Origin of the sequence: Alteromonas lipotrueae (genome assembly GCF_019249215.1) — a bacterium.
Taxonomy (GTDB): Bacteria; Pseudomonadota; Gammaproteobacteria; order Enterobacterales; family Alteromonadaceae; genus Alteromonas; species Alteromonas lipotrueae.
The window spans coordinates 97,781-115,993 of record NZ_JAESDI010000009.1 but is presented as its reverse complement, the minus strand read 5'-3'; the positions used below and the strand labels follow the sequence as shown (position 1 = coordinate 115,993).

The 18,213-nt window shown below is 42.4% G+C and carries 19 protein-coding genes; 8 read left to right on the top strand and 11 right to left on the bottom strand.

The window, feature by feature from the left end:
• Nucleotides 1-198 precede the first annotated feature (198 nt).
• Nucleotides 199-2,310, top strand: a complete 2,112-nt coding sequence (gene pnp / locus JKP82_RS12360) for a polyribonucleotide nucleotidyltransferase (RefSeq protein WP_013784342.1) — start codon at nt 199-201, stop codon at nt 2,308-2,310.
• A 133-nt stretch (nt 2,311-2,443) separates the two neighbouring features.
• Nucleotides 2,444-2,737 (top strand): DUF1244 domain-containing protein, encoded by a 294-nt coding sequence (locus JKP82_RS12355; protein WP_159530689.1) that lies wholly within the window; start codon nt 2,444-2,446, stop codon nt 2,735-2,737.
• A 137-nt stretch (nt 2,738-2,874) separates the two neighbouring features.
• Here JKP82_RS12355 and JKP82_RS12350 read toward each other — a convergent pair whose 3' ends face one another.
• From JKP82_RS12350 to JKP82_RS12340, 3 genes are all read right to left on the bottom strand, one after another.
• Entirely contained in the window at nt 2,875-4,305 is a 1,431-nt protein-coding gene (locus JKP82_RS12350; protein WP_218397220.1) for an ATP-binding cassette domain-containing protein, read from the bottom strand.
• 183 nt (nt 4,306-4,488) lie between these two features.
• Entirely contained in the window at nt 4,489-4,977 is a 489-nt protein-coding gene (locus tag JKP82_RS12345; protein ID WP_159534531.1) for a GNAT family N-acetyltransferase, read from the bottom strand.
• 65 nt (nt 4,978-5,042) lie between these two features.
• Nucleotides 5,043-5,444: a DUF4870 domain-containing protein gene (locus tag JKP82_RS12340; protein WP_159530685.1), complete on the bottom strand. Its 402-nt coding sequence runs from the start codon at nt 5,442-5,444 to the stop codon at nt 5,043-5,045.
• Between the two features lie 159 nt (nt 5,445-5,603).
• Between JKP82_RS12340 and JKP82_RS12335 the strand changes: the two genes are divergently transcribed.
• The 3 genes from JKP82_RS12335 (at nt 5,604) to JKP82_RS12325 (ending at nt 7,139) form a co-directional block, all read left to right on the top strand.
• Nucleotides 5,604-5,822: a VF530 family protein gene (locus JKP82_RS12335; RefSeq protein WP_013784337.1), complete on the top strand. Its 219-nt coding sequence runs from the start codon at nt 5,604-5,606 to the stop codon at nt 5,820-5,822.
• Nucleotides 5,823-5,872: 50 nt separating this feature from the next.
• Complete coding sequence (locus JKP82_RS12330) at nt 5,873-6,346, top strand: LabA-like NYN domain-containing protein (protein WP_126872244.1); 474 nt, start codon at nt 5,873-5,875, stop codon at nt 6,344-6,346.
• 133 nt (nt 6,347-6,479) lie between these two features.
• Complete coding sequence (locus JKP82_RS12325) at nt 6,480-7,139, top strand: YoaK family protein (RefSeq protein WP_218397218.1); 660 nt, start codon at nt 6,480-6,482, stop codon at nt 7,137-7,139.
• A 67-nt stretch (nt 7,140-7,206) separates the two neighbouring features.
• Here the strand turns inward: JKP82_RS12325 and JKP82_RS12320 are convergent, their stop codons facing one another.
• Complete coding sequence (locus JKP82_RS12320) at nt 7,207-7,986, bottom strand: hypothetical protein (protein WP_218397216.1); 780 nt, start codon at nt 7,984-7,986, stop codon at nt 7,207-7,209.
• A 187-nt stretch (nt 7,987-8,173) separates the two neighbouring features.
• Between JKP82_RS12320 and JKP82_RS12315 the strand changes: the two genes are divergently transcribed.
• The gene (locus JKP82_RS12315) at nt 8,174-9,211 is read left to right on the top strand and encodes a DUF4350 domain-containing protein (protein WP_218397214.1); all 1,038 of its coding nucleotides are present in this window, start codon (nt 8,174-8,176) and stop codon (nt 9,209-9,211) included.
• 79 nt (nt 9,212-9,290) lie between these two features.
• Here the strand turns inward: JKP82_RS12315 and JKP82_RS12310 are convergent, their stop codons facing one another.
• The 4 genes from JKP82_RS12310 to JKP82_RS12295 all read right to left on the bottom strand — a co-directional run bounded on the left by JKP82_RS12310 (nt 9,291) and on the right by JKP82_RS12295 (nt 12,876).
• Nucleotides 9,291-10,319, bottom strand: a complete 1,029-nt coding sequence (locus tag JKP82_RS12310; protein WP_218397212.1) for a methionine synthase — start codon at nt 10,317-10,319, stop codon at nt 9,291-9,293.
• Between the two features lie 25 nt (nt 10,320-10,344).
• The gene (locus JKP82_RS12305) at nt 10,345-11,322 is read right to left on the bottom strand and encodes a DUF1852 domain-containing protein (protein ID WP_218397211.1); all 978 of its coding nucleotides are present in this window, start codon (nt 11,320-11,322) and stop codon (nt 10,345-10,347) included.
• Nucleotides 11,323-11,827: 505 nt separating this feature from the next.
• Nucleotides 11,828-12,355 carry a YchJ family protein gene (locus JKP82_RS12300; RefSeq protein WP_159530675.1) on the bottom strand — a complete coding sequence of 176 codons (528 nt, stop codon included), beginning with the start codon at nt 12,353-12,355 and terminating at the stop codon, nt 11,828-11,830.
• 92 nt (nt 12,356-12,447) lie between these two features.
• Nucleotides 12,448-12,876 carry a deoxyguanosinetriphosphate triphosphohydrolase gene (locus tag JKP82_RS12295; RefSeq protein WP_218397209.1) on the bottom strand — a complete coding sequence of 143 codons (429 nt, stop codon included), beginning with the start codon at nt 12,874-12,876 and terminating at the stop codon, nt 12,448-12,450.
• A gap of 392 nt (nt 12,877-13,268) precedes the next feature.
• On the opposite strand from JKP82_RS12295, the gene JKP82_RS12290 reads away from it, so the two are divergent.
• Nucleotides 13,269-13,703: a YqaA family protein gene (locus JKP82_RS12290; RefSeq protein WP_373996601.1), complete on the top strand. Its 435-nt coding sequence runs from the start codon at nt 13,269-13,271 to the stop codon at nt 13,701-13,703.
• A 17-nt stretch (nt 13,704-13,720) separates the two neighbouring features.
• Here the strand turns inward: JKP82_RS12290 and msrQ are convergent, their stop codons facing one another.
• Entirely contained in the window at nt 13,721-14,383 is a 663-nt protein-coding gene (gene msrQ, locus JKP82_RS12285; RefSeq protein WP_218397207.1) for a protein-methionine-sulfoxide reductase heme-binding subunit MsrQ, read from the bottom strand.
• Nucleotides 14,383-15,393 carry a protein-methionine-sulfoxide reductase catalytic subunit MsrP gene (msrP, locus tag JKP82_RS12280; protein ID WP_218397205.1) on the bottom strand — a complete coding sequence of 337 codons (1,011 nt, stop codon included), beginning with the start codon at nt 15,391-15,393 and terminating at the stop codon, nt 14,383-14,385. The genes msrQ and msrP overlap by 1 nt, the downstream gene beginning before the upstream one ends.
• A 364-nt stretch (nt 15,394-15,757) precedes the next feature.
• Here msrP and JKP82_RS12275 point away from each other — a divergent pair, with 364 nt between their 5' ends.
• Nucleotides 15,758-16,819: an RDD family protein gene (locus JKP82_RS12275; protein ID WP_218397203.1), complete on the top strand. Its 1,062-nt coding sequence runs from the start codon at nt 15,758-15,760 to the stop codon at nt 16,817-16,819.
• A gap of 42 nt (nt 16,820-16,861) precedes the next feature.
• On the opposite strand, the gene JKP82_RS12270 is transcribed toward JKP82_RS12275, so the two are convergent.
• Nucleotides 16,862-18,205, bottom strand: coding sequence for an anti-phage deoxyguanosine triphosphatase (locus JKP82_RS12270; RefSeq protein ID WP_218397201.1), 1,344 nt, complete (start codon nt 18,203-18,205; stop codon nt 16,862-16,864).
• Nucleotides 18,206-18,213: the final 8 nt, after the last annotated feature.

The window sequence follows — 18,213 nt, the reverse complement described above, 5'->3', positions numbered from 1 at the left end:
TTGTGCGCTTATTTGTTCAATGTGAACTACATTGTGTAGTGGGTTAATCACAGTGAATACGTGATGTGGACGAAATTGCCACAAACCGCAACGAATTCTACGAATAGAAAATTTGTTAATGGTATTAGCGTTAGTTCATCGCTATACTATGCACCGCGATTATAAGCGATAAATAAGATTGAAATTAAAGGACAAATAGTGACTCCTATTACTAAATCATTTCAGTATGGACAGCATACTGTAACACTAGAAACGGGCGTTATCGCTCGTCAGGCCACAGCAGCCGTCATGGCAAGTATGGATGACACCGCTGTATTAGTTACCGTTGTAGGTAAGAAAGAAGCGAAAGCAGATCAAGATTTCTTCCCACTAACAGTAAACTATCAAGAAAAAACATATGCTGCGGGTAAAATCCCTGGTGGTTTCTTCAAACGTGAAGGTCGCCCTTCTGAAGGCGAAACCCTTACAGCGCGTTTGATTGACCGTCCAATCCGTCCATTATTCCCTGAAGGGTTTAAAAACGAAGTACAAGTTGTTATCACGGTAATGTCTGCTAACCCAGATATTCCAACTGATATCATCTCTATGATTGGTACTTCAGCAGCACTAGCCATTTCTGGTATTCCATTTAATGGTCCAATTGGTGCAGCGCGCGTTGGTTACACTGACGGCGAATACATTCTAAATACCCGTGTTGAAGAACAAGCTGACAGCGATTTAGATCTTGTTGTTGCTGGTACTGAAGGCGCAGTATTAATGGTTGAGTCAGAAGCTGATGTGCTTTCTGAAGACGTTATGCTTGGTGCAGTAATGTTCGGTCACGAGCAACTACAAACGGTAGTAACAGCAGTTAAAGAATTTGCTGCTAACGTTAGTATCGACAAGTGGGACTGGAAACCAGAAGCAGAAAACACAACTCTTAAAGATAAAGTGAAAGCATTAGCTGAAGCTGAAATGGTTGCTGCTTACCAAATCTCTGACAAGCTTGCGCGTAAAGACGCAGTTACTGCTGCAACTGAAAAAGCACGTGATGCTATTCTTGCTGAAGACGAGACCCAAGATAAGAAAGAAGTATCAAACCTTCTTCATGATCTTGAGTCTGACGTAGTGCGTTCACGCATCCTTGCTGGCGAGCCTCGCATTGACGGTCGTGATCCTAAGATGATTCGTGCACTAGACGTTGCAACGGGCATTTTACCACGTACTCACGGTTCTGCTGTTTTCACTCGTGGTGAAACTCAAGCAATCGTTGCTGCTACGCTAGGTACAGAACGTGACGCGCAGATGATTGACGAGCTTCAAGGCCGTCGTGACAGCCGCTTCATGCTTCATTATAACTTCCCTCCATACTGTGTTGGTGAAACCGGTATGATTGGTTCTCCTAAGCGTCGTGAAATTGGTCACGGTCGTTTGGCGAAGCGCGGTATTCAAGCAGTAATGCCAAGCGAAGAAGAATTTCCGTACGTAGTACGTATCGTTTCTGAAATTACAGAATCAAATGGTTCATCTTCAATGGCCTCTGTATGTGGTACTTCACTTGCGCTTATGGATGCAGGTGTACCAATTAAAGCTTCAGTTGCTGGTATTGCAATGGGTCTAGTGAAAAGCGACGAAAACTTCGTTGTACTTTCAGACATCCTTGGTGATGAAGATCACCTTGGTGACATGGACTTCAAAGTTGCCGGTACTACCGGTGGTATCACTGCATTGCAGATGGATATCAAAATTGAAGGTATTACTAAAGAAATCATGCAAATTGCCCTTAAACAGGCAAAAGAAGCACGTTTGCATATTCTTAACGTAATGGACGAAGCTATTGGCGGTCATCGCGAAGAGCTTAGCGAATTTGCTCCACGCATTTACACTGTTAAAGTCGATCAGGACAAGATCCGCGACGTTATCGGTAAAGGCGGCGCAATGATTCGTTCAATTACTGAAGAATCTGATACCAACATCGAAATCGAAGATGATGGTACTATCAAAATCTTCGCAACTGAGCGTGCGAAAGCCGATATTGCTATCAGCAAGATTGAGCAAGTTACCGCTGAAATCGAAGTGGGCAAAACTTACCACGGTAAGATTACCCGTATCGTAGATTTCGGTGCGTTTGTTGAAGTATTACCAGGTAAAGAAGGCCTTGTACATATTTCTCAAATCGCTCACGAGCGTGTTAACAAAGTAACTGACTACCTTACTGAAGGTGCGATGATTGACGTGAAAGTGATGGAAATTGACCGTCAAAACCGTGTACGTCTAAGCATTAAAGAGTTACTTGAAAAGCCTGCTCCTAAGTCTGACGACGCAGAGTAAGGTTTTATTTGCTAATGAGCTATAGCGAAGGTTTTGCCCTAACGTTATAGCCAGATGCAAATTGAAGACAAATGTAAGAAAAATTAGAAAAGGGAGCTTAGCTCCCTTTTTTGTTTTTAAAGAAAGGAGCAACATGGAAAAGCAAACGCAAACCGAAATTGAAGCGGCTGTGTTTCGACGTTTGGTCGATCATTTAGACGCGAACAAAGACGCACAAAACATCGACCTAATGATTCTGGCTGATTTCTGTCGCAACTGTCTTGCTAAGTGGTATTCGTCTGCCGCTGCAGAGCAAGGTGAAGACATTGATTACGATGCTGCTCGAGAAGTCGTGTACAAAATGCCGTATTCCGAGTGGAAAGAAAACCACCAACTACCGGCCAGTGATGAGCAGCTAGAAAAACTAGCAGCACGCCACAAAAAATAAACAAAAAGCCCAGCTAGAAGCTGGGCTTTTCATTGATAAACGCGCAAACCGTTTCATGGAAGCCGTATCCACAAAATCCTTATCCACAAAGCGACATACGGAAACCGCTTCACGAGAATCAAATACATATAAGGCAGTTATCCTTGGTAATCTCGCATATCAAGCACGTTATCAATACCCTCAATCGCCTCATCGGCTATGTGAGTAACATAAAGCAGGGTGGTGTGGTTCGATGCTGCTAAAAGCTTTATTAATGCCAGCACATTGGTGCGATTTATATCATCTAACCCATTACAAGGCTCATCAAGTATTAACACCACAGGGTGCTTCACCATGGCGCGAACAATAAGTAATAATCGCTGTTCACCAAAAGAAAGGCTGTTGAACGGTGTGTGTTTGTTATCGGTAAAGCCTATTATATTAAGCCATGCATCGGCAATCGCATTTTCAGCATTGGTCGGCATGGTATAAAGTCCGATGCTATCGTAAAAGCCAGAGGTCACTACATTGTGAGCGCTGCAATTTACCCGGTACTGCATGTGCAGTGCGTTTGACATAATGCCAATGTGTTGTTTGATATCCCATATACTTTCCCCAGACCCTCGCTTTATACCAAACAAGGTTAAATCATTGGTGTAGCAGTGAGGGTTATCGCCTGTAATCATGGTTAGCAAGCAGGTTTTTCCAGATCCGTTGGGCCCAGAAATTTGCCAATGCTGGTCCGGGTAAACCATAAAATCTAAATCTTTGAATACGGTGTTGTCATCGTACTTAACAAACCCATTTCGAAGCGCAATTAACGGCTCGTCTTTGGCAAAGGTTTTAGACGTTTCGGTGCTAGGTGGCAATGTTGGTTCAGCCGTACTTAAACTGAACCACGACGATAAATGGTTAACTAACGCTTCAGGTGCCAAGCGGTCGTCGCTACACGATACAATTTGTAATGCCTCAACCAAGACTAACTTACATGCCACATTCGGCACGTCGCGCACTGTATTTGCGGTAATCACTAAGGTGGACTGTGTTTGTTGGCTTAAGAAGGTGTTGAAACGTGCCCGTGCGTCTTTATCTAGCCCTTCAAAAGGTTCGTCAACTAAAATTACGTCGGCATTGCTCACCCAAGCTAGTAACAAGAGGACTTTGCGTGTTTCACCGGTAGACAGTGAAAGAAAGGCCGTATTGAGTAAATGGGCAACCTGCAAGGCGGTTGATAAGATTTTATACGCGCTGTGTTGTTGATAGTCAGAATTTGCTTTGCTTAAAAGCTCGTGCACTAAGGTAGGCTCAGCCACAATATCGAGAAGATCTGCACTGTCTTTTTGTTTTTCTTCAAGAATCATCGCGTGCTGAACGGCTACGCTGACTTCAGCAACCGATACATTCAATGAGCGTGTACCAGCAAGCGGCTTTCCGCGACCGGCTAATGCTGCCATAAGCAAGGATTTTCCTGCACGGTTTCGCCCAGCAATTAATACATGCTCACCTTGATTAACGGTAAAAGTAAAGGCAGGGGTGGTGAAGTTGTTATCTAGTTTTACTTGGTAGTGGTGTAGCGATAGCGTGGTCAAAATACAGACATTTCAGTTGGATGTTATATTGGCATTTTGGCGGGAATAGCAGGGATATGCAATGCAAACAAATTGTTATGTTTTTTCGATACGCTTGTCGGCTTGTGCTTCCACTTCAGGGGCTTGCTGTTGTATGTCTTTGAAATCAGCAAAGGATAGGAAAGGATACTGAAGTAGCGGGCTTTATTGTTTTCTAATTACAGGGGCCCTTTCGGGGAATATCAGCTTGGTCATAAAGTGGCTATTGGGATCAAGCTGATATTCCCCGAAAGGGTCACAGGCCTTAAAACCATGTTTTGAATATAACCGCCGGGCGGCGTTGAAATAGTCTTGCGTGCCCGTTTCCAGGCTTAACGTTTGGTAACCGTTTGCTGCAGCGAATTCAATTACGAAGGTAAGCAATTGACTTGCTATACCTTTCTTACGAAACATGGCGCTGGTACGCATAGATTTTAATTCTGCTTCAGTGTTACTGAGCTTTCTGATGGCTACGCATCCGGCTAATAGTTCGCCTTCCCATGCACTAAAAAAGGTAATGTTAGGCGACTTCAACGCCTTAACATCTAAGGCATGCACGCTTTCTGGGGGAGACGTGGCGTACATGTCTTTTAAGTGCTCTTCTAGCAGGGCGATAACGTCGCCGCTGCTAAGGTCGTCTTGCTTAATTGTTATCAAAGGGCTCATTTAGAAGACTCACACAAGAATCAGAAGCAAGGCTTATGGAACATGTTCATACGTTATTTAATAAACCTAATGCTAAGTGGGTACACCCATAATTCGCCCTTGTTGGCTTTTATCGCGGCAACAATAGCGAAAATGAAGTTCAAAATAGCAAGGATCACTAATCCAAACATACCAATAATGATTAACGTGAGCAGGCCACAAATAAGCGAGTAAACAAATAAGCTGATTAACCAATTAACGGTGACCTTTCCATGCATATCAATATCTTGGTGCTTATCTTTATTCACAGCCCACATAACGATGGGCAGGATTAACCCTAAACCAGGCACTATAATACTGGTTAACTGGCTAAGGTGAATAAGCATGCAATAGGTGTTAAGTGGCATACCCCAATATTCTTGAATACTTTCATTTTCTTTGCTGACGTCATGGTCATCATTGATGTTGTTACTCATACAACTTTCCTTGTTTTATCGGTTTTATATATATGCTTACGCTAGTTACTTCGAATTTTTCGAAGGGAATGCCAACATACTCTGTTAAAATAACAAAATCAACGTACTAGCGAGCTGGTTAATCGCGATACGTATTTGTTTCTATTCGGAATTAGCATTATGAACCAACAGCAGCCAAATAATCCTCTTCACGGGCTTACCCTTGAAAAAATTCTTGTTCGTCTCGTTGAACATTATCAATGGGAAGGCTTGTACTCTGAAATTAGGGTGAACTGTTTTAACAACGACCCTTCTGTGAAATCTTCGCTTAAGTTTTTGCGCAAAACTCAGTGGGCGAGAGACAAAGTAGAAGCGTTATATATTCGTACATTTAGCTAATCTACTCGTGTAATAGGCAAGCTAACAAACAACATCAAAAAGGACTAACCATGGATAACGTTGCGCTTTTCGTCGACGTGCAAAATATTTACTACACCACGCGACAAATTCATAAGTGCAATTTTGATTACAATCAATTTTGGCGCTTGGCTACCGAAGGTAGAAACGTGGTGAAAGCAGTGGCGTATGCTATTGAGCGAGGCGACACAAAACAGCGAGAGTTTCAAAATATACTCCGTGGTATTGGCTTTGAAGTTAAGTTAAAACCTTTCATTCAGCGAGCAGATGGTTCAGCGAAAGGCGATTGGGATGTGGGTATAACGATTGACGCTATGGAGTATGCTGATCTCGCTGACACCATTGTGTTTGCTACAGGAGATGGTGATTTCGATATATTGGCCAGTAAGCTTGTTGATAAAGGTAAAGAGGTGGAAGTGTACGGCGTTCAAGAACTCACTTCGGTTTCTCTTATAAAGGCTGCCAGCAAATATGTTCCTGTACAAGGTGACTTGTTACTGCGTTAGTCTATGTGGTTTAAGCTATGTCATTGTTGCTGATAAAAAATTTATTTTGGCAGTTTTATTGATGTCGGTCAGTTTGACTTTCTCTACTAGCGAGTATCCTAGCCTAATCTGAGTAGTAACACGACGAGGGATTATGATTTCTCAGCTTCCTAAGTGGGTAGAGTTCGGCGCATTTATCTTGGCGCTGGTGGCTGGGTATGTGAATGCGATTGGACTACTTGGGTTTGACCATCAATCTGTCTCGCATCTATCGGGTACTGCAACCCTGCTAGGTACTGGTGTTTACCAAGGGTCTCTGCAAAATGCATTTCATCTTGTAGGGGTTTTGCTTTCCTTTCTTGCAGGCGCTTCCATTGCTGGCTTCTTACTGCATGGTTTTACATTGAAACTTGGCCGGCATTACGATACTGCCCTTGTGATAGAAGCACTTTTATTGCTTATTGCGTTGGCGTTTTTGTATAACGAACAGTTTATTGGGCATTTTTTTGCCTCAGCGGCTTGTGGGCTTCAAAATGCGTTAGCTACAACCTATAGCGGGGCTATTATTCGCACCACTCATGTTACTGGTATTTTCACCGATTTAGGCATTATGCTTGGGGCCCTGTGCCGAGGGGAAAAGCTAGATACCAGAAAAGCCAAGCTATTCTTGTTAATTATTACCGGTTTCATTTTTGGTGGCACAGCGGGGGCAATTCTGTTTGGCATGTTTCAGTTCTTTTCGCTTATTGCGCCAGCTGGCGTATGCCTATTGATAGCAATGATTTACAACGTCTATTTGCGAAAAGCGGTATAAGTGAAACATTGGCAAAGGTAAACGAGGCCGCTGACATTAGCGGCCTTGTTTCGTTCTATTTTAAAGGTTATTTATGCGCTAGATGTGGCTTAACAGCACCATAATGGATACAAGCAAGTACTGGACATGCAAGTAACACAGACAAACCAAAGATGTGTGGCGCAAAATAAATAACCAAGGTGTTTAGTGCAGCTAACATGGCGAAAGCACTAGGCTGTGCAGAAACAATCGAAAAGGTTGTTGCCATACTTTGTTTAAAAGTGCGTTTAGCTATTAACATTAGTGGTGCAACAAACAGAAATAGCATAATAAATGGCACTGCCGATGAGAATAGTAAACCTAACGTGTGGGCGCTTATATCAATAAGCTTTTGGAATAAAAGCAAATCTACACCGCTACTTCCAAGTAGTACCCAAGAAAACAAAAGCTGACTTAAAAACGGCAGCAAAAGGAGAGGGCTAATAAGTAGAAATTTACCCCACGATGCATTGCTTATTGCAGAGAACGACCATAATTTCCCTTTTGTCGCCAAGTTATGAATGCATAGCCAAGTAGCGCCAATAACAGGCACCATTATCCATTTTGAAAGCATTATGGACATGGGGGCTGCTAGTAGGGGATCAGGTATTAGTTGCGCAGGTAATAGCTGTATAATACCTTCAATAATTAACGGGCTCAGCATAAGAACAAATAATGAAAAAGGGGCTTGCTTAAATAATTGCCACCCTTGTTGAAGCCACGCCTTGTTATCTAAACGCCCTGTATTTTTCCCATAGGTATTGTTTTCGTATGTTTGGGGGGCTTGTAACGCTAGCTCATTTTGATTGCCTGAAGTTTGTGCCGTCATCGTGATTCCCTGTATATGCTTTGGTGATTATTAATTAACCTTCAAAGCTATAGTCACGGGCAAAAAATAAAAATTACAAAATGATTGAAAAATAATCTAATTAAAGTCGAAAGTGCCTTTAACGCTATGAAATATTTGGCTTTATTTTATTTTTTTTACTCTAGAAATTATTCATAAGGACGTGTTAATGAAAACTATGGCGAGACTGGCGATTCTTTTCAATGTGCTTTTAGTGTCTTCTTGCTCTGACAGCCCCCAACAAGCAGACGCGACATTTGAACCCTGCAAGCGGACAGCAACTTACACCTCAAATGCCAGCCCAGTGGTACAGGTCGATGAAGCTCACCACAACTTTCTCACCATCAATAATCGTTTCAAACCCTTTGCTCAGGTGTTGCTCAGCGATGGAGTCACGGTTGAATCAAACAAGGTAAGTTTCAGCCAACAGGCCCTTAAAAATGTGGATATTCTTGTTATCGCCAACGCCCTTGATAAAAAGCGAAGCAACTGGCAACCCCCTTTTAATCAAGCGCTGACTAATGATGAAGTATCTGTTGTTATTGAATGGGTACGAAATGGCGGCTCACTTTTTCTTATTGCCGATCACGCCCCTTTTCCGAAAGTAATAGAAAGCCTAGCAACAGCGTTGGGCTTCACTTTTACTAATGGCCACGTCAAAGCAACACTATTTAGCAAGGCCACGGGTACGCTGATTAGCCATGAAGTAACCTATGCACATGAAAATGCTAAGCAAGATGATAATTCTAGCGCTAATGCCAATTCTGAAGCCAATCCAGAAGCCAAACACCCAAACCATGTCGAACTTCCTGTATTTATGCAAGAAAGTCAAAATGGCGCATTCACATCAGTATTAAACAGTCAGTTGCACGTAAAAGAAGTGATACAAGTTAAAACTTTCGGCGGCGCTGCCTTTTTACCACCAGAAGAGGCCACTTCACTGTTAACCCTTGGGCCACGTACTGTATCTATTGAGCCAGAAGTTCCTTTTGAAATAACGTCAAGCACACGCCGAAGTGCCATCGAAGGCTGGAGTCAAGGTGCCTTGTTGGAATTGGGTAAAGGGCGGGTTGCGGTGTTTTCTGAGGGTATGATGTTTTCTTCACAGGTTGATACGAACACAGGAGCGAAGCATGGTATGAGGTCGGTAGGAGCTGAACAAAACGAACGATTTTTACTTAACATTATCCATTGGCTAGCGGATTAAACAGAGCTGACAAAAAAGTTGAGTGGCGAATAGATGCAAACTCAATGTCAGCTCTGTAATCGCTATCAGGGCGGTAGCATTAACGCGTTAATTCTTGTCTAATGATTTCGGCCCCTGCACTCAATGCGTTGAGTTTTCCGCGTGTTACATGTTGTGATAACGGCACCATGCCACAGTTAGTACAAGGGTATAGTTTGTCAGCATCAACGAACTGTAAGGCTTTTCTTAGGGTATTAGCGACTTCTTCTGGTGTTTCAATAGCATTGGTGGCTACGTCTATAGCACCAACCATCACTTTTTTCCCACGAAGCAGCTCGATTAGTTCCATGGGAACCCGAGAATTTTGACACTCTAGCGAAATAAGGTCGATAGAGGACGATTGCAGTTTTGGAAAAATTTCTTCGTACTGTCTCCATTCATCACCTAGTGACTTTTTCCAATCGGTGTTGGCTTTAATGCCATAGCCATAGCAAATATGAACGGCAGTTTCACATTTTAACCCTTCTGCAGCACGTTCAAGTGCCGCAATGCCCCAGTCATTCACCTCATCGAAAAATACATTAAATGCAGGCTCATCAAACTGAATAATATCAACGCCTGCGGCTTCCAGTTCTTTCGCTTCTTGATTTAATATTTTGGCAAACTCCCATGCTAGCTTTTCACGACTTTTATAGTGACTATCGTACAGGGTATCTACCATCGTCATTGGGCCGGGAAGTGCCCATTTAATTGGTTGGCTAGTTTGTTGACGTAAAAACTTGGCATCATCAACAAACACAGCTTTTTGACGAGTCACCTCACCAACCACCATAGGCACACTGGCATCATATCTGTCACGGATTTTTACCGTTTTACGCTGCTGAAAATCAACACCGTTTAAATGTTCAATAAAGGTGGTAACAAAGTGTTGGCGAGTTTGTTCACCATCGCTAATGATATCAACGCCAGATTGTTGCTGATTGAGTAACGACAAGCGTAAGGCGTCTTGTTTGCCCTGAGTCAGTTCATCACCGTCTAATTTCCAAGGTGACCAAAGTGTTTCAGGTTGCGCAAGCCAAGACGGTTTAGGCAGACTGCCGGCAATTGAAGTAGGTAATAATTTTTTCATAATAAGTACTACACGTTTGAATGAGTTAAAGGGCGCAGTTTGCAGACCATTGTTGAAGAATATTGTGGTAAGGCTTGATGAAATTTTCTTCAACAAACTTACCTTGTTGAGCCGCTAAGTGATTGCGTTCTTCTCGGTCATATTCTATTTGTGTGAGTGAATGATCTTGGTGTTTTAAATTCGGCTGATACACTCTACCGGCGACCGCGTTTGCGTTATAAATCTCAGGGCGATAAATCTTTTGGAAGGTTTCCATGGTGCTAATCGTGCTTATCAATTCAAGATTGGTGTAATCGTTTAGCAAGTCACCAAAATGATAGAATGCCAAAGGGGCAACGCTATTAGGCGGCATGAAATAACGAACCTGCAGTCCCATCTTTTGGAAATACTGCTCGGTTAACGAAGCGCTATTAGGCTGGTATTCAATACCTAATACAGGGTGCTGATTTTCCGTTCTTTGGTAAGTTTTGTTTTCCGACACACTCAGGCAGATAACAGGTAACTTACTGAAACTTTCTTTGTAAACGTCTGAGTTCACGAATGCTTTAAACATCTTCCCGTGCAAATCACCAAAATCATTGGGAATGCTAAACTGGTCTCGGTCTTTATTATGCTCAGATAAGATCACGCTAAAGTCGTAGTCTCGTACATAAGACGAAAAGTTGTTCCCCACAATTCCTTCAATAGTCGTATTGGTTTTGCGATCAAGAATATTGGTTTTTAGTATTTCAATGGTAGGAAAGGTACAGCCGTTACCTTCAACATCAATATCAACCGAAATGATTTCAAGCTTTGCCGAATAACGATCGCCGCTAACATTGTCCCAATACGCTAGAGCATTAAAACGATTGTCTATCATCTGTAATGCGTTTCGAAGATTATCCTGGCGTCGTCTACCTCTAGCCAAGTTAGCAAAGTTAGTAGTGATGCGTGTGTTGTCAGATGGACGGTAGTTCTCATCAAAACAAACGCGCTTAAGCGAAAAAGTAAAAGTGTTATTCATGGTGATCTGACATTCCATTTGTGAACATAAACCCAAATTTTTAGCTCAGTTCAACTGTTCTGTATTTTCTAATTAAGCGCCTAGTAGCTAATTAAAAACGAATGCAATACGTTAGTTGTGTCGAGCAGAGAAGGTTTTATACGCAGATTAACTGATGAATAAAAATGATTTAATTTCATTAAATTATGAACTTTACTCATAATTGTCAGTTTTAAGTTTTAATTTGAATAATGACAGCGGTGCCGTAAAAGCAATCTACTTGTGTGAAAGGATGTGAAAATTCAACACAATCAGTAAAAAGAATGAGCAAAAAGAATGAATAAAAAGAATAGAGGTAAATGCTTCAAAAGCCAGAAGCAGCAGACTTGTTTGCTTCGAACTTATCTGCTTCGGGTTTTGAACACTTTGAATGACAGGGTGACTATTAGTTCGCCGGGTAAAAGCGTTTTGTATTAAAGGGGATAGGGGAATACAGCCACACAGCTAATGAAGCTTTACCGCGCTTTTACCGTGCTTTGGTTGCACAGCATTGCTTAAATTTTTTCCCACTGCCGCAAAGGCAAGGTAAGTTACGGCCGTATTTTACTTTGCCGCAGTCATCATGGAGTATCCCGTCGTGATAGCACCATTTGCCATCTTCAACAATAAAGTTCGATGTCTCATGTAACTGATATAGGTTTTTATTTTCAAAATAATAAGCCGTGAAATCTACCGTATCCGTTGCACCTTCATTAATTTGCATAATGTCCTCAGTAAGCCCTTCAGCTTGGGCAGTAAGAGGCACATTGTGGGTTTCACCCACTTCCAGTGCAAACCACGTAGCATTAGCTGCATTGGCAGTTAATTCATTAACACTTAATTCCGGTTGACGTACTTTTGTATAGGTAGCCAGTACATAATCGAATTGCTTACTGGCATACGCAGAAAAACGAGAGCGCATTAACTGGGCAGCAGTTTGAGGTGTGGCATGCCCTTTTAAAAAAGGTTCACAGCATGAAGAAAATGGTAAATTTGAACAGCAAAAACATCGCATAATTTTTTACAACCAAGTTAGCAGTGCACATATTGAATATATGTGCAGGTAAACGTGCACTCGGGCGCAATGCTAACGGTTAATCAAACGAATTACCATGGCCCTTCTGCAAGGTTGCCTTCATTTAACGCTGAATCTACTCGCACATTTACCAAACATACAGAATAAAGTTCGCAAAGCTTTCTGATCATATCGCTGTCGGTAGGCTGCAAATCTAAATCAATATTTTCAACATACAGTGTTTTGCATTGGCCGCCGGTTATCAGCTTGCTTATCCACTCTGGCATTTTTTCCTTTTCAGGTTTTTGTATACGAATAGCGTGGTTTACTTCTTTTGAAAATGACACTGAGTCGGCCAATAGATAATTCCAGCCCTTACTTGTGCCACCTTTACTTTCACCTGGATAGCCTTCGAAAGGTAAGGGGAGTTGTACAACGTTTGAAATAGACGTGCTTGAAACAGACTTATTGGTCACTGAGGTACGTAATGCCTGTAAACGTGCAATTGGAGATGTGTTCATAGCGTTACCTTTTCATAAGTTATTTTTGTAAGTTTATTCCCGAGTTATCGTAGATACGGGCTTGAAGAGCGTTTAAATGATAAAGCTGTTTGTCTATACAGTGTGTATGTGTATACAGTAGTTTTAAGTTGAAAGGATTGCAAGCACTTAATTGTGTTTTTTTCACACAATGGTTTTTTATGGAGTGCGCTTGAACGGTTATAGCACTGTTAAGAGGGGGAACTATTTGCACAGAAGCTCAACAATACCAAGGTGAGCAGGCTCCTTGCGTTACGTTGTTGGCAAACTTAATGACTAAACTGGCGACTTAGGTACACTACAACCGCATAAAATTTCATTAGGTTAAACACGATGACGTGAACCTAGTAACAATAAATAAGGCATGATTTGCGGTGAGCAGTTTAATAACATTAGGGTATGTTGGTATGTTTGTTTCAGCGTTTCTTGCTGCCACAATATTACCCTTAAGTTCTGAACTGGTATTTACCACCTTGGCGCTAAACGGTTCATCTGCGTTAGTGTTACTGGTTGTTGCATCTGCAGGTAATGTGTTGGGTTCAATCGTAAATTATGTTTTGGGCTTTCGCTTCGGCCAATTGGCAGCGACCAAGTTGCTGCGCGTTTCTCACGCCACCTTTATGCGGGCTGAAGTCATGTATAAAAAGTGGGGGAAATGGTCTTTACTGCTAGCCTGGGTGCCAATTATTGGTGACCCATTAACTCTGTTAGCAGGCACCTTACGTACGCGCTTTTGGTTTTTCTTACTGATTGTGGGAATAAGTAAAGCTGCGCGATATGCCGCGCTGTTGTTTTTTATCACTCACTAATTTTGCACCAGTACTGGTTAAGTCTGTACAGCGTGTTTCCGGTTTTTATTACGAACATGTTTTTTTCGTGCAGTAGTCACCAAACCTTTAATTCGGTTGAATAACAATACAAAGGCAAACAGCCAATACCATATGGGTTCTTGCCATAGGGTTTTTTGAGACCACGAAAAGTGCAGTAACACCAAAGGCACAATTATATAAATACTGTTGTGTAGGTGTTGCCAACGCTTGCCCATACTGCGACGAATTTTCTGAAAAGACGTTACTGTTAATACGAAGAGTAAAACCAAAGCGGTAAGCCCTACTACAATATAGGGCCGTTTAACCAACTCAGTAGCAATCAAGCCCATGTCTAGTTGCAGTTCGAACAGGATGTAAGTCACAAAATGCGACAGTGCATACACAAAGCTATATATCCCCAGCATTCGCCTGAATTTAATTGGCTCTGGGCTAGGCAGTATTTTTGCTAATGGGCTTAACATCAGCGTAATAAGTAAAAGGTGTATTGCCCATATACCGGTTTCGTTTAGCAACGTATCAACAGGGTCGGGCCCTAAATTATCGGTTACGCCAGCGTAAAAAAGGCCAACTAAATACCCAAGTGCCAGTAAATGAATGATGCCCTTTAATGACCTGCGAGTTAAATTTGAAACACGAACGGGTTTTTTGAATATTTTCATTAGAAGTTACGGGTTAAATCCATGTTTGCATAAAGCGGCGCTACTTCGCTGTAACCATTGTACATTTCGGTAGGTATTCTATTGCGTGATAACAAGCCACCAGTGGTAATACGGCGTTCGCTAGCTTGACTCCAACGAGGATGTGAAACTTTGGGATTCACATTAGCGTAAAAGCCGTATTCGTTAGATGCTAAGCGGTTCCACGTAGTGGGGGGCTGTTTATCGGTCAACCGAATGCGAACAATCGACTTAATACTTTTAAAGCCGTATTTCCATGGCACCACTAAACGAACGGGCGCGCCATTTTGCGGCGGGAGGGTTTTACCATATAGCCCTACCGACATTAGCGTAAGCGGGTGCATGGCTTCATCTAAACGCAGGCCTTCAACATAAGGGTATTCAATACCCCCACCCAAGAAACGGTTACGCTGCCCCGGCATTTGTTCAGGTTCGTATAGGGTTTCAAACGCGACATATTTGGCTGACGATAAGGGCTCTGCCGCTTTTAGTAATGCGCCTAACTCATAACAAATCCAAGGAATAACCATAGACCAGGCTTCTACACAGCGAAGGCGATAGATACGCTCTTCAAGAGGAAAGCGTTTCGTTAAATCATCAAGATTTAGTGTAAGCGGTTTATTCACCAACCCATCGACTTTTAATGTCCACTCAGAAGTATCAAATTCTTGCGCGTTTTTAACTGGCTCGTCTTTGGCAGTGCCAAACTCATAAAAGTTATTGTAAGAGGTGGCTTTAGATTCTGGCGTTTGAGTTTCGCTAATTTGATATTTTTCTGGTTGGCTAAATTTCAGCGCTTGGGTTTTAAATGCCGCAGCTTGCTCTTCATCGTCTTCCCAAAACCAACCTGCTGCATTCGCGGAGTTTGAAAGCAGAGCAGAAGCACCTACAAAACCAAGAGATTTTAGTAACTGGCGACGATTAAAGTAAACACTTTCATCGGTTACGTGATTGTCGGTTAACTTTACTGATGGTTTAAAAGGTTTGGACATACTTACACCACTATTATTGAGCGCGCTTTAACATTAAAAATCGATTAGCAGAGTACCGTCGACGTCGCGCGAAGGCGCCGAGCTTACATTACTTACGTGAAGGCAAGGTTTTAAGATTGCACAAGGCAACAAACACGCACTATTGTAACGATAAGTAAAAATTTTTGCGTAACTACAAAGACCCACCAACTAAGAATAAAATTTCATGTATTACCAAGAACACAGTGAGACACAATGGTAAGTAAGGGATACCAATTGAACTAATCAGGCTTTTTTGTGCATAGTAATCAATAGCTTTAGCTTGAGCTAAAAATAAAAAGCGCGTAACTTAAATGGTTTATCTATTTTAATAACAAGTATAAAAATGAAAGCCAACGAAATAGAGCAATTAGCGCTATCTGGCTCAGAGCTATCTGGCTCAGAAACCAGAGATGTGATCACCCCGTATGCCTTTAAAATTGATCAAGCGCTATTAGGCATCCCTTTAGCTCCTCCTATTAAACGCGCAATGGCAATGACCATTGATGTCGTTTTAATATTTATGGCTGCAAAGCTTAGCGCAACGTTAATTGCTTTTGTTGCTGCTATGGCTTTTTATAAAGGCACTGCACAACAGTACCTTCCTAAAATGTCGCCGTTTTGGCGCAGAGCCCTAAAGCTTTTTGCGGCAAGCTTTTTATTTGTAAGCTCGCTAACGGTACTCTCGTTAGCGATAGACTTTTTTGATGACGATAGTACTGTTCATGGAACACAAATAAAAAAAGCAGAACAAAAAGATGAGTTAAGTGAGTATGATAAATCAATAATACGTGCCTATTTAGCACAGACAGACGACGATAAAAACTGCGATGACATTTGCCAAAGTGCTGCTAGTGCTAATTTAGTTGCTCAATTGCCTGAACTTGCTGAAATTGAAGGCGCTGGAAGTATTCAAGTTACTCGATCGCTATTGCACTTAATGGCTATAGCAGATGATGAGCCTATTGCAGCAAATGATGTTAAGAATATAGATTTAGCGCCAGAGAGCATTTCGCGCGAAGTTACAACTGAAAGCAACACGACACCTGTAACCAGTATTTTGCAGTGGGGCAAAGGCATTATTCAAGACCTAGGCCTAGGTTTTGGTTGGGCTGCTGTTTACTTTACCTTGTTCTCGTTACTTTGGCGCGGGCAAACCCCAGGTAAAAAAGTATGTAATATTCGCGTGGTTTCGCTAAGCGGTGAGCCACTTGGCATGCTTGATTGCTTTGGCCGGTACGGCGGTTACGGAGCAGGTTTTGCGACGGGGTTATTAGGCTTTTTACAGGTGTACTGGGACCCAAACAGACAAGCCATTCAGGACAAAATATCAGCCACCGTGGTTATTCAGGGGAGTGTGAACCAAATTGTAAATGCACAAATCGTTGCAGATGCCGTTAAAGATTAGTGCTGCTTAATTTAACGTAATAACTTTGTACCACGCTTAACGCTAACCGTGAAAGTTATCTTGAATGCCACCTTGTCGAGGAGAAAAGAGTGTGCCATATAAGCGAGAGGCAAATTCATCGGTCATACCGGAAATATAATCAGCAAGCACGCGCATGCCGTTATTTTGTTCGCACGCTTTTAACCAGCGCTCTTGCGTGTTTTCGGGCAACAGGCGCGCTGGATCAGAACTAAAAGCTTCTAATAATTCCATCACTACTAACTGGCCCTTGTACTCAAGTTGTTGTACATCGGGGCGGCGAATCACTTTGTTATAAACAAAGCGTTTGAATAGTTCTAGGCCACGCTCAAAGTCGTTAGGCATTTTAGCATTGTACGCTAGAAGGGGGTGTTCGAAACCGTCTACACCCGCAATTTCAATAGCAGTAATGAAACTGTTTACCAATGCGCCAATTGCATTTTTGCGCTCGTGATGGGCTTTGCTGAAAAGCTTATCGGTAAGTTCATCAATGTTGCCTGATAACCATTTTATACCCAATGCTTTTAGCGGAAGGGTGACATCGCTAATAAAGTCTTGTCGATTCACCATGTCCATTACAATGGCGTCTTCTAAATCGTGTATGGCATAAGCAATATCATCGGCAAGCTCCATGATTGAGCAGTCAAAAGACTTGAAGCGCGTTTTACTGTGCTTGTTATCAAATTGGTTGAATGACATTAGTTTGTCTTTGTCTTGCAAACTAAAAGGTGCTAATAACCAATCAAATAGTGGTTCATCGCAGCGAAATAAACCTTTAGGCGGGTGCCATTGGCTGGCTTTTACTTGGCGCAAAGACGCTGGGCGCTCACCATTAACATCAGGAGAGCGTAACGTATCTATAAAGTTGGGGTATTTCACCAAGCCTAATACACTTCGTCGGCACAAGTTCATACCATGTTCGGCGGTATAGGGCTCTAGTTGAGTAATAATGCGAAAGGTTTGGCCGTTGCCTTCAAAGCCACCATGTTCGTGCATCATATAATGAAGGGCAATTTCACCGCCGTGCCCAAATGGTGGGTGACCGATATCATGGGCTAAGCACAAGGTTTCAATCAGCGTAGCATCAAGGGCTAATTTATTGGCGATATCTGGAAACTTACCGCATAGCTGCGCAGTAATACCGGTACCTATTTGCGCGGCTTCTAAAGAGTGGGTAAGGCGAGTGCGATAAAAATCACTTAGGCCAACACCCAATACTTGGGTTTTGGCCTGTAAGCGCCTAAAAGCGGCACTGTGAAGTACGCGAGCTTTATCTCGCTGATAGGGATTGCGATGATCGCCGTCGCGAGAAACACTGCGCGGCAGTCTGCGAGCGTGTAATTCTTGTTCCCATTTTTGTACTATCACAGTGCGTT

Coding starts and splice junctions, on each gene's coding strand:
- JKP82_RS12300 (WP_159530675.1), bottom strand. CDS start 12,355: ATGCGATGTTTTTGCTGTTCAAATTTACCATTTTCTTCATGCTGTGAA.
- JKP82_RS12295 (WP_218397209.1), bottom strand. CDS start 12,876: ATGAACACATCTCCAATTGCACGTTTACAGGCATTACGTACCTCAGTG.
- JKP82_RS12325 (WP_218397218.1), top strand. CDS start 6,480: ATGATTTCTCAGCTTCCTAAGTGGGTAGAGTTCGGCGCATTTATCTTG.
- JKP82_RS12355 (WP_159530689.1), top strand. CDS start 2,444: ATGGAAAAGCAAACGCAAACCGAAATTGAAGCGGCTGTGTTTCGACGT.
- msrQ (WP_218397207.1), bottom strand. CDS start 14,383: ATGAAAATATTCAAAAAACCCGTTCGTGTTTCAAATTTAACTCGCAGG.
- JKP82_RS12305 (WP_218397211.1), bottom strand. CDS start 11,322: ATGAATAACACTTTTACTTTTTCGCTTAAGCGCGTTTGTTTTGATGAG.
- JKP82_RS12340 (WP_159530685.1), bottom strand. CDS start 5,444: ATGAGTAACAACATCAATGATGACCATGACGTCAGCAAAGAAAATGAA.
- JKP82_RS12330 (WP_126872244.1), top strand. CDS start 5,873: ATGGATAACGTTGCGCTTTTCGTCGACGTGCAAAATATTTACTACACC.
- JKP82_RS12310 (WP_218397212.1), bottom strand. CDS start 10,319: ATGAAAAAATTATTACCTACTTCAATTGCCGGCAGTCTGCCTAAACCG.
- JKP82_RS12320 (WP_218397216.1), bottom strand. CDS start 7,986: ATGACGGCACAAACTTCAGGCAATCAAAATGAGCTAGCGTTACAAGCC.
- JKP82_RS12275 (WP_218397203.1), top strand. CDS start 15,758: ATGAAAGCCAACGAAATAGAGCAATTAGCGCTATCTGGCTCAGAGCTA.
- JKP82_RS12335 (WP_013784337.1), top strand. CDS start 5,604: ATGAACCAACAGCAGCCAAATAATCCTCTTCACGGGCTTACCCTTGAA.
- msrP (WP_218397205.1), bottom strand. CDS start 15,393: ATGTCCAAACCTTTTAAACCATCAGTAAAGTTAACCGACAATCACGTA.
- JKP82_RS12315 (WP_218397214.1), top strand. CDS start 8,174: ATGAAAACTATGGCGAGACTGGCGATTCTTTTCAATGTGCTTTTAGTG.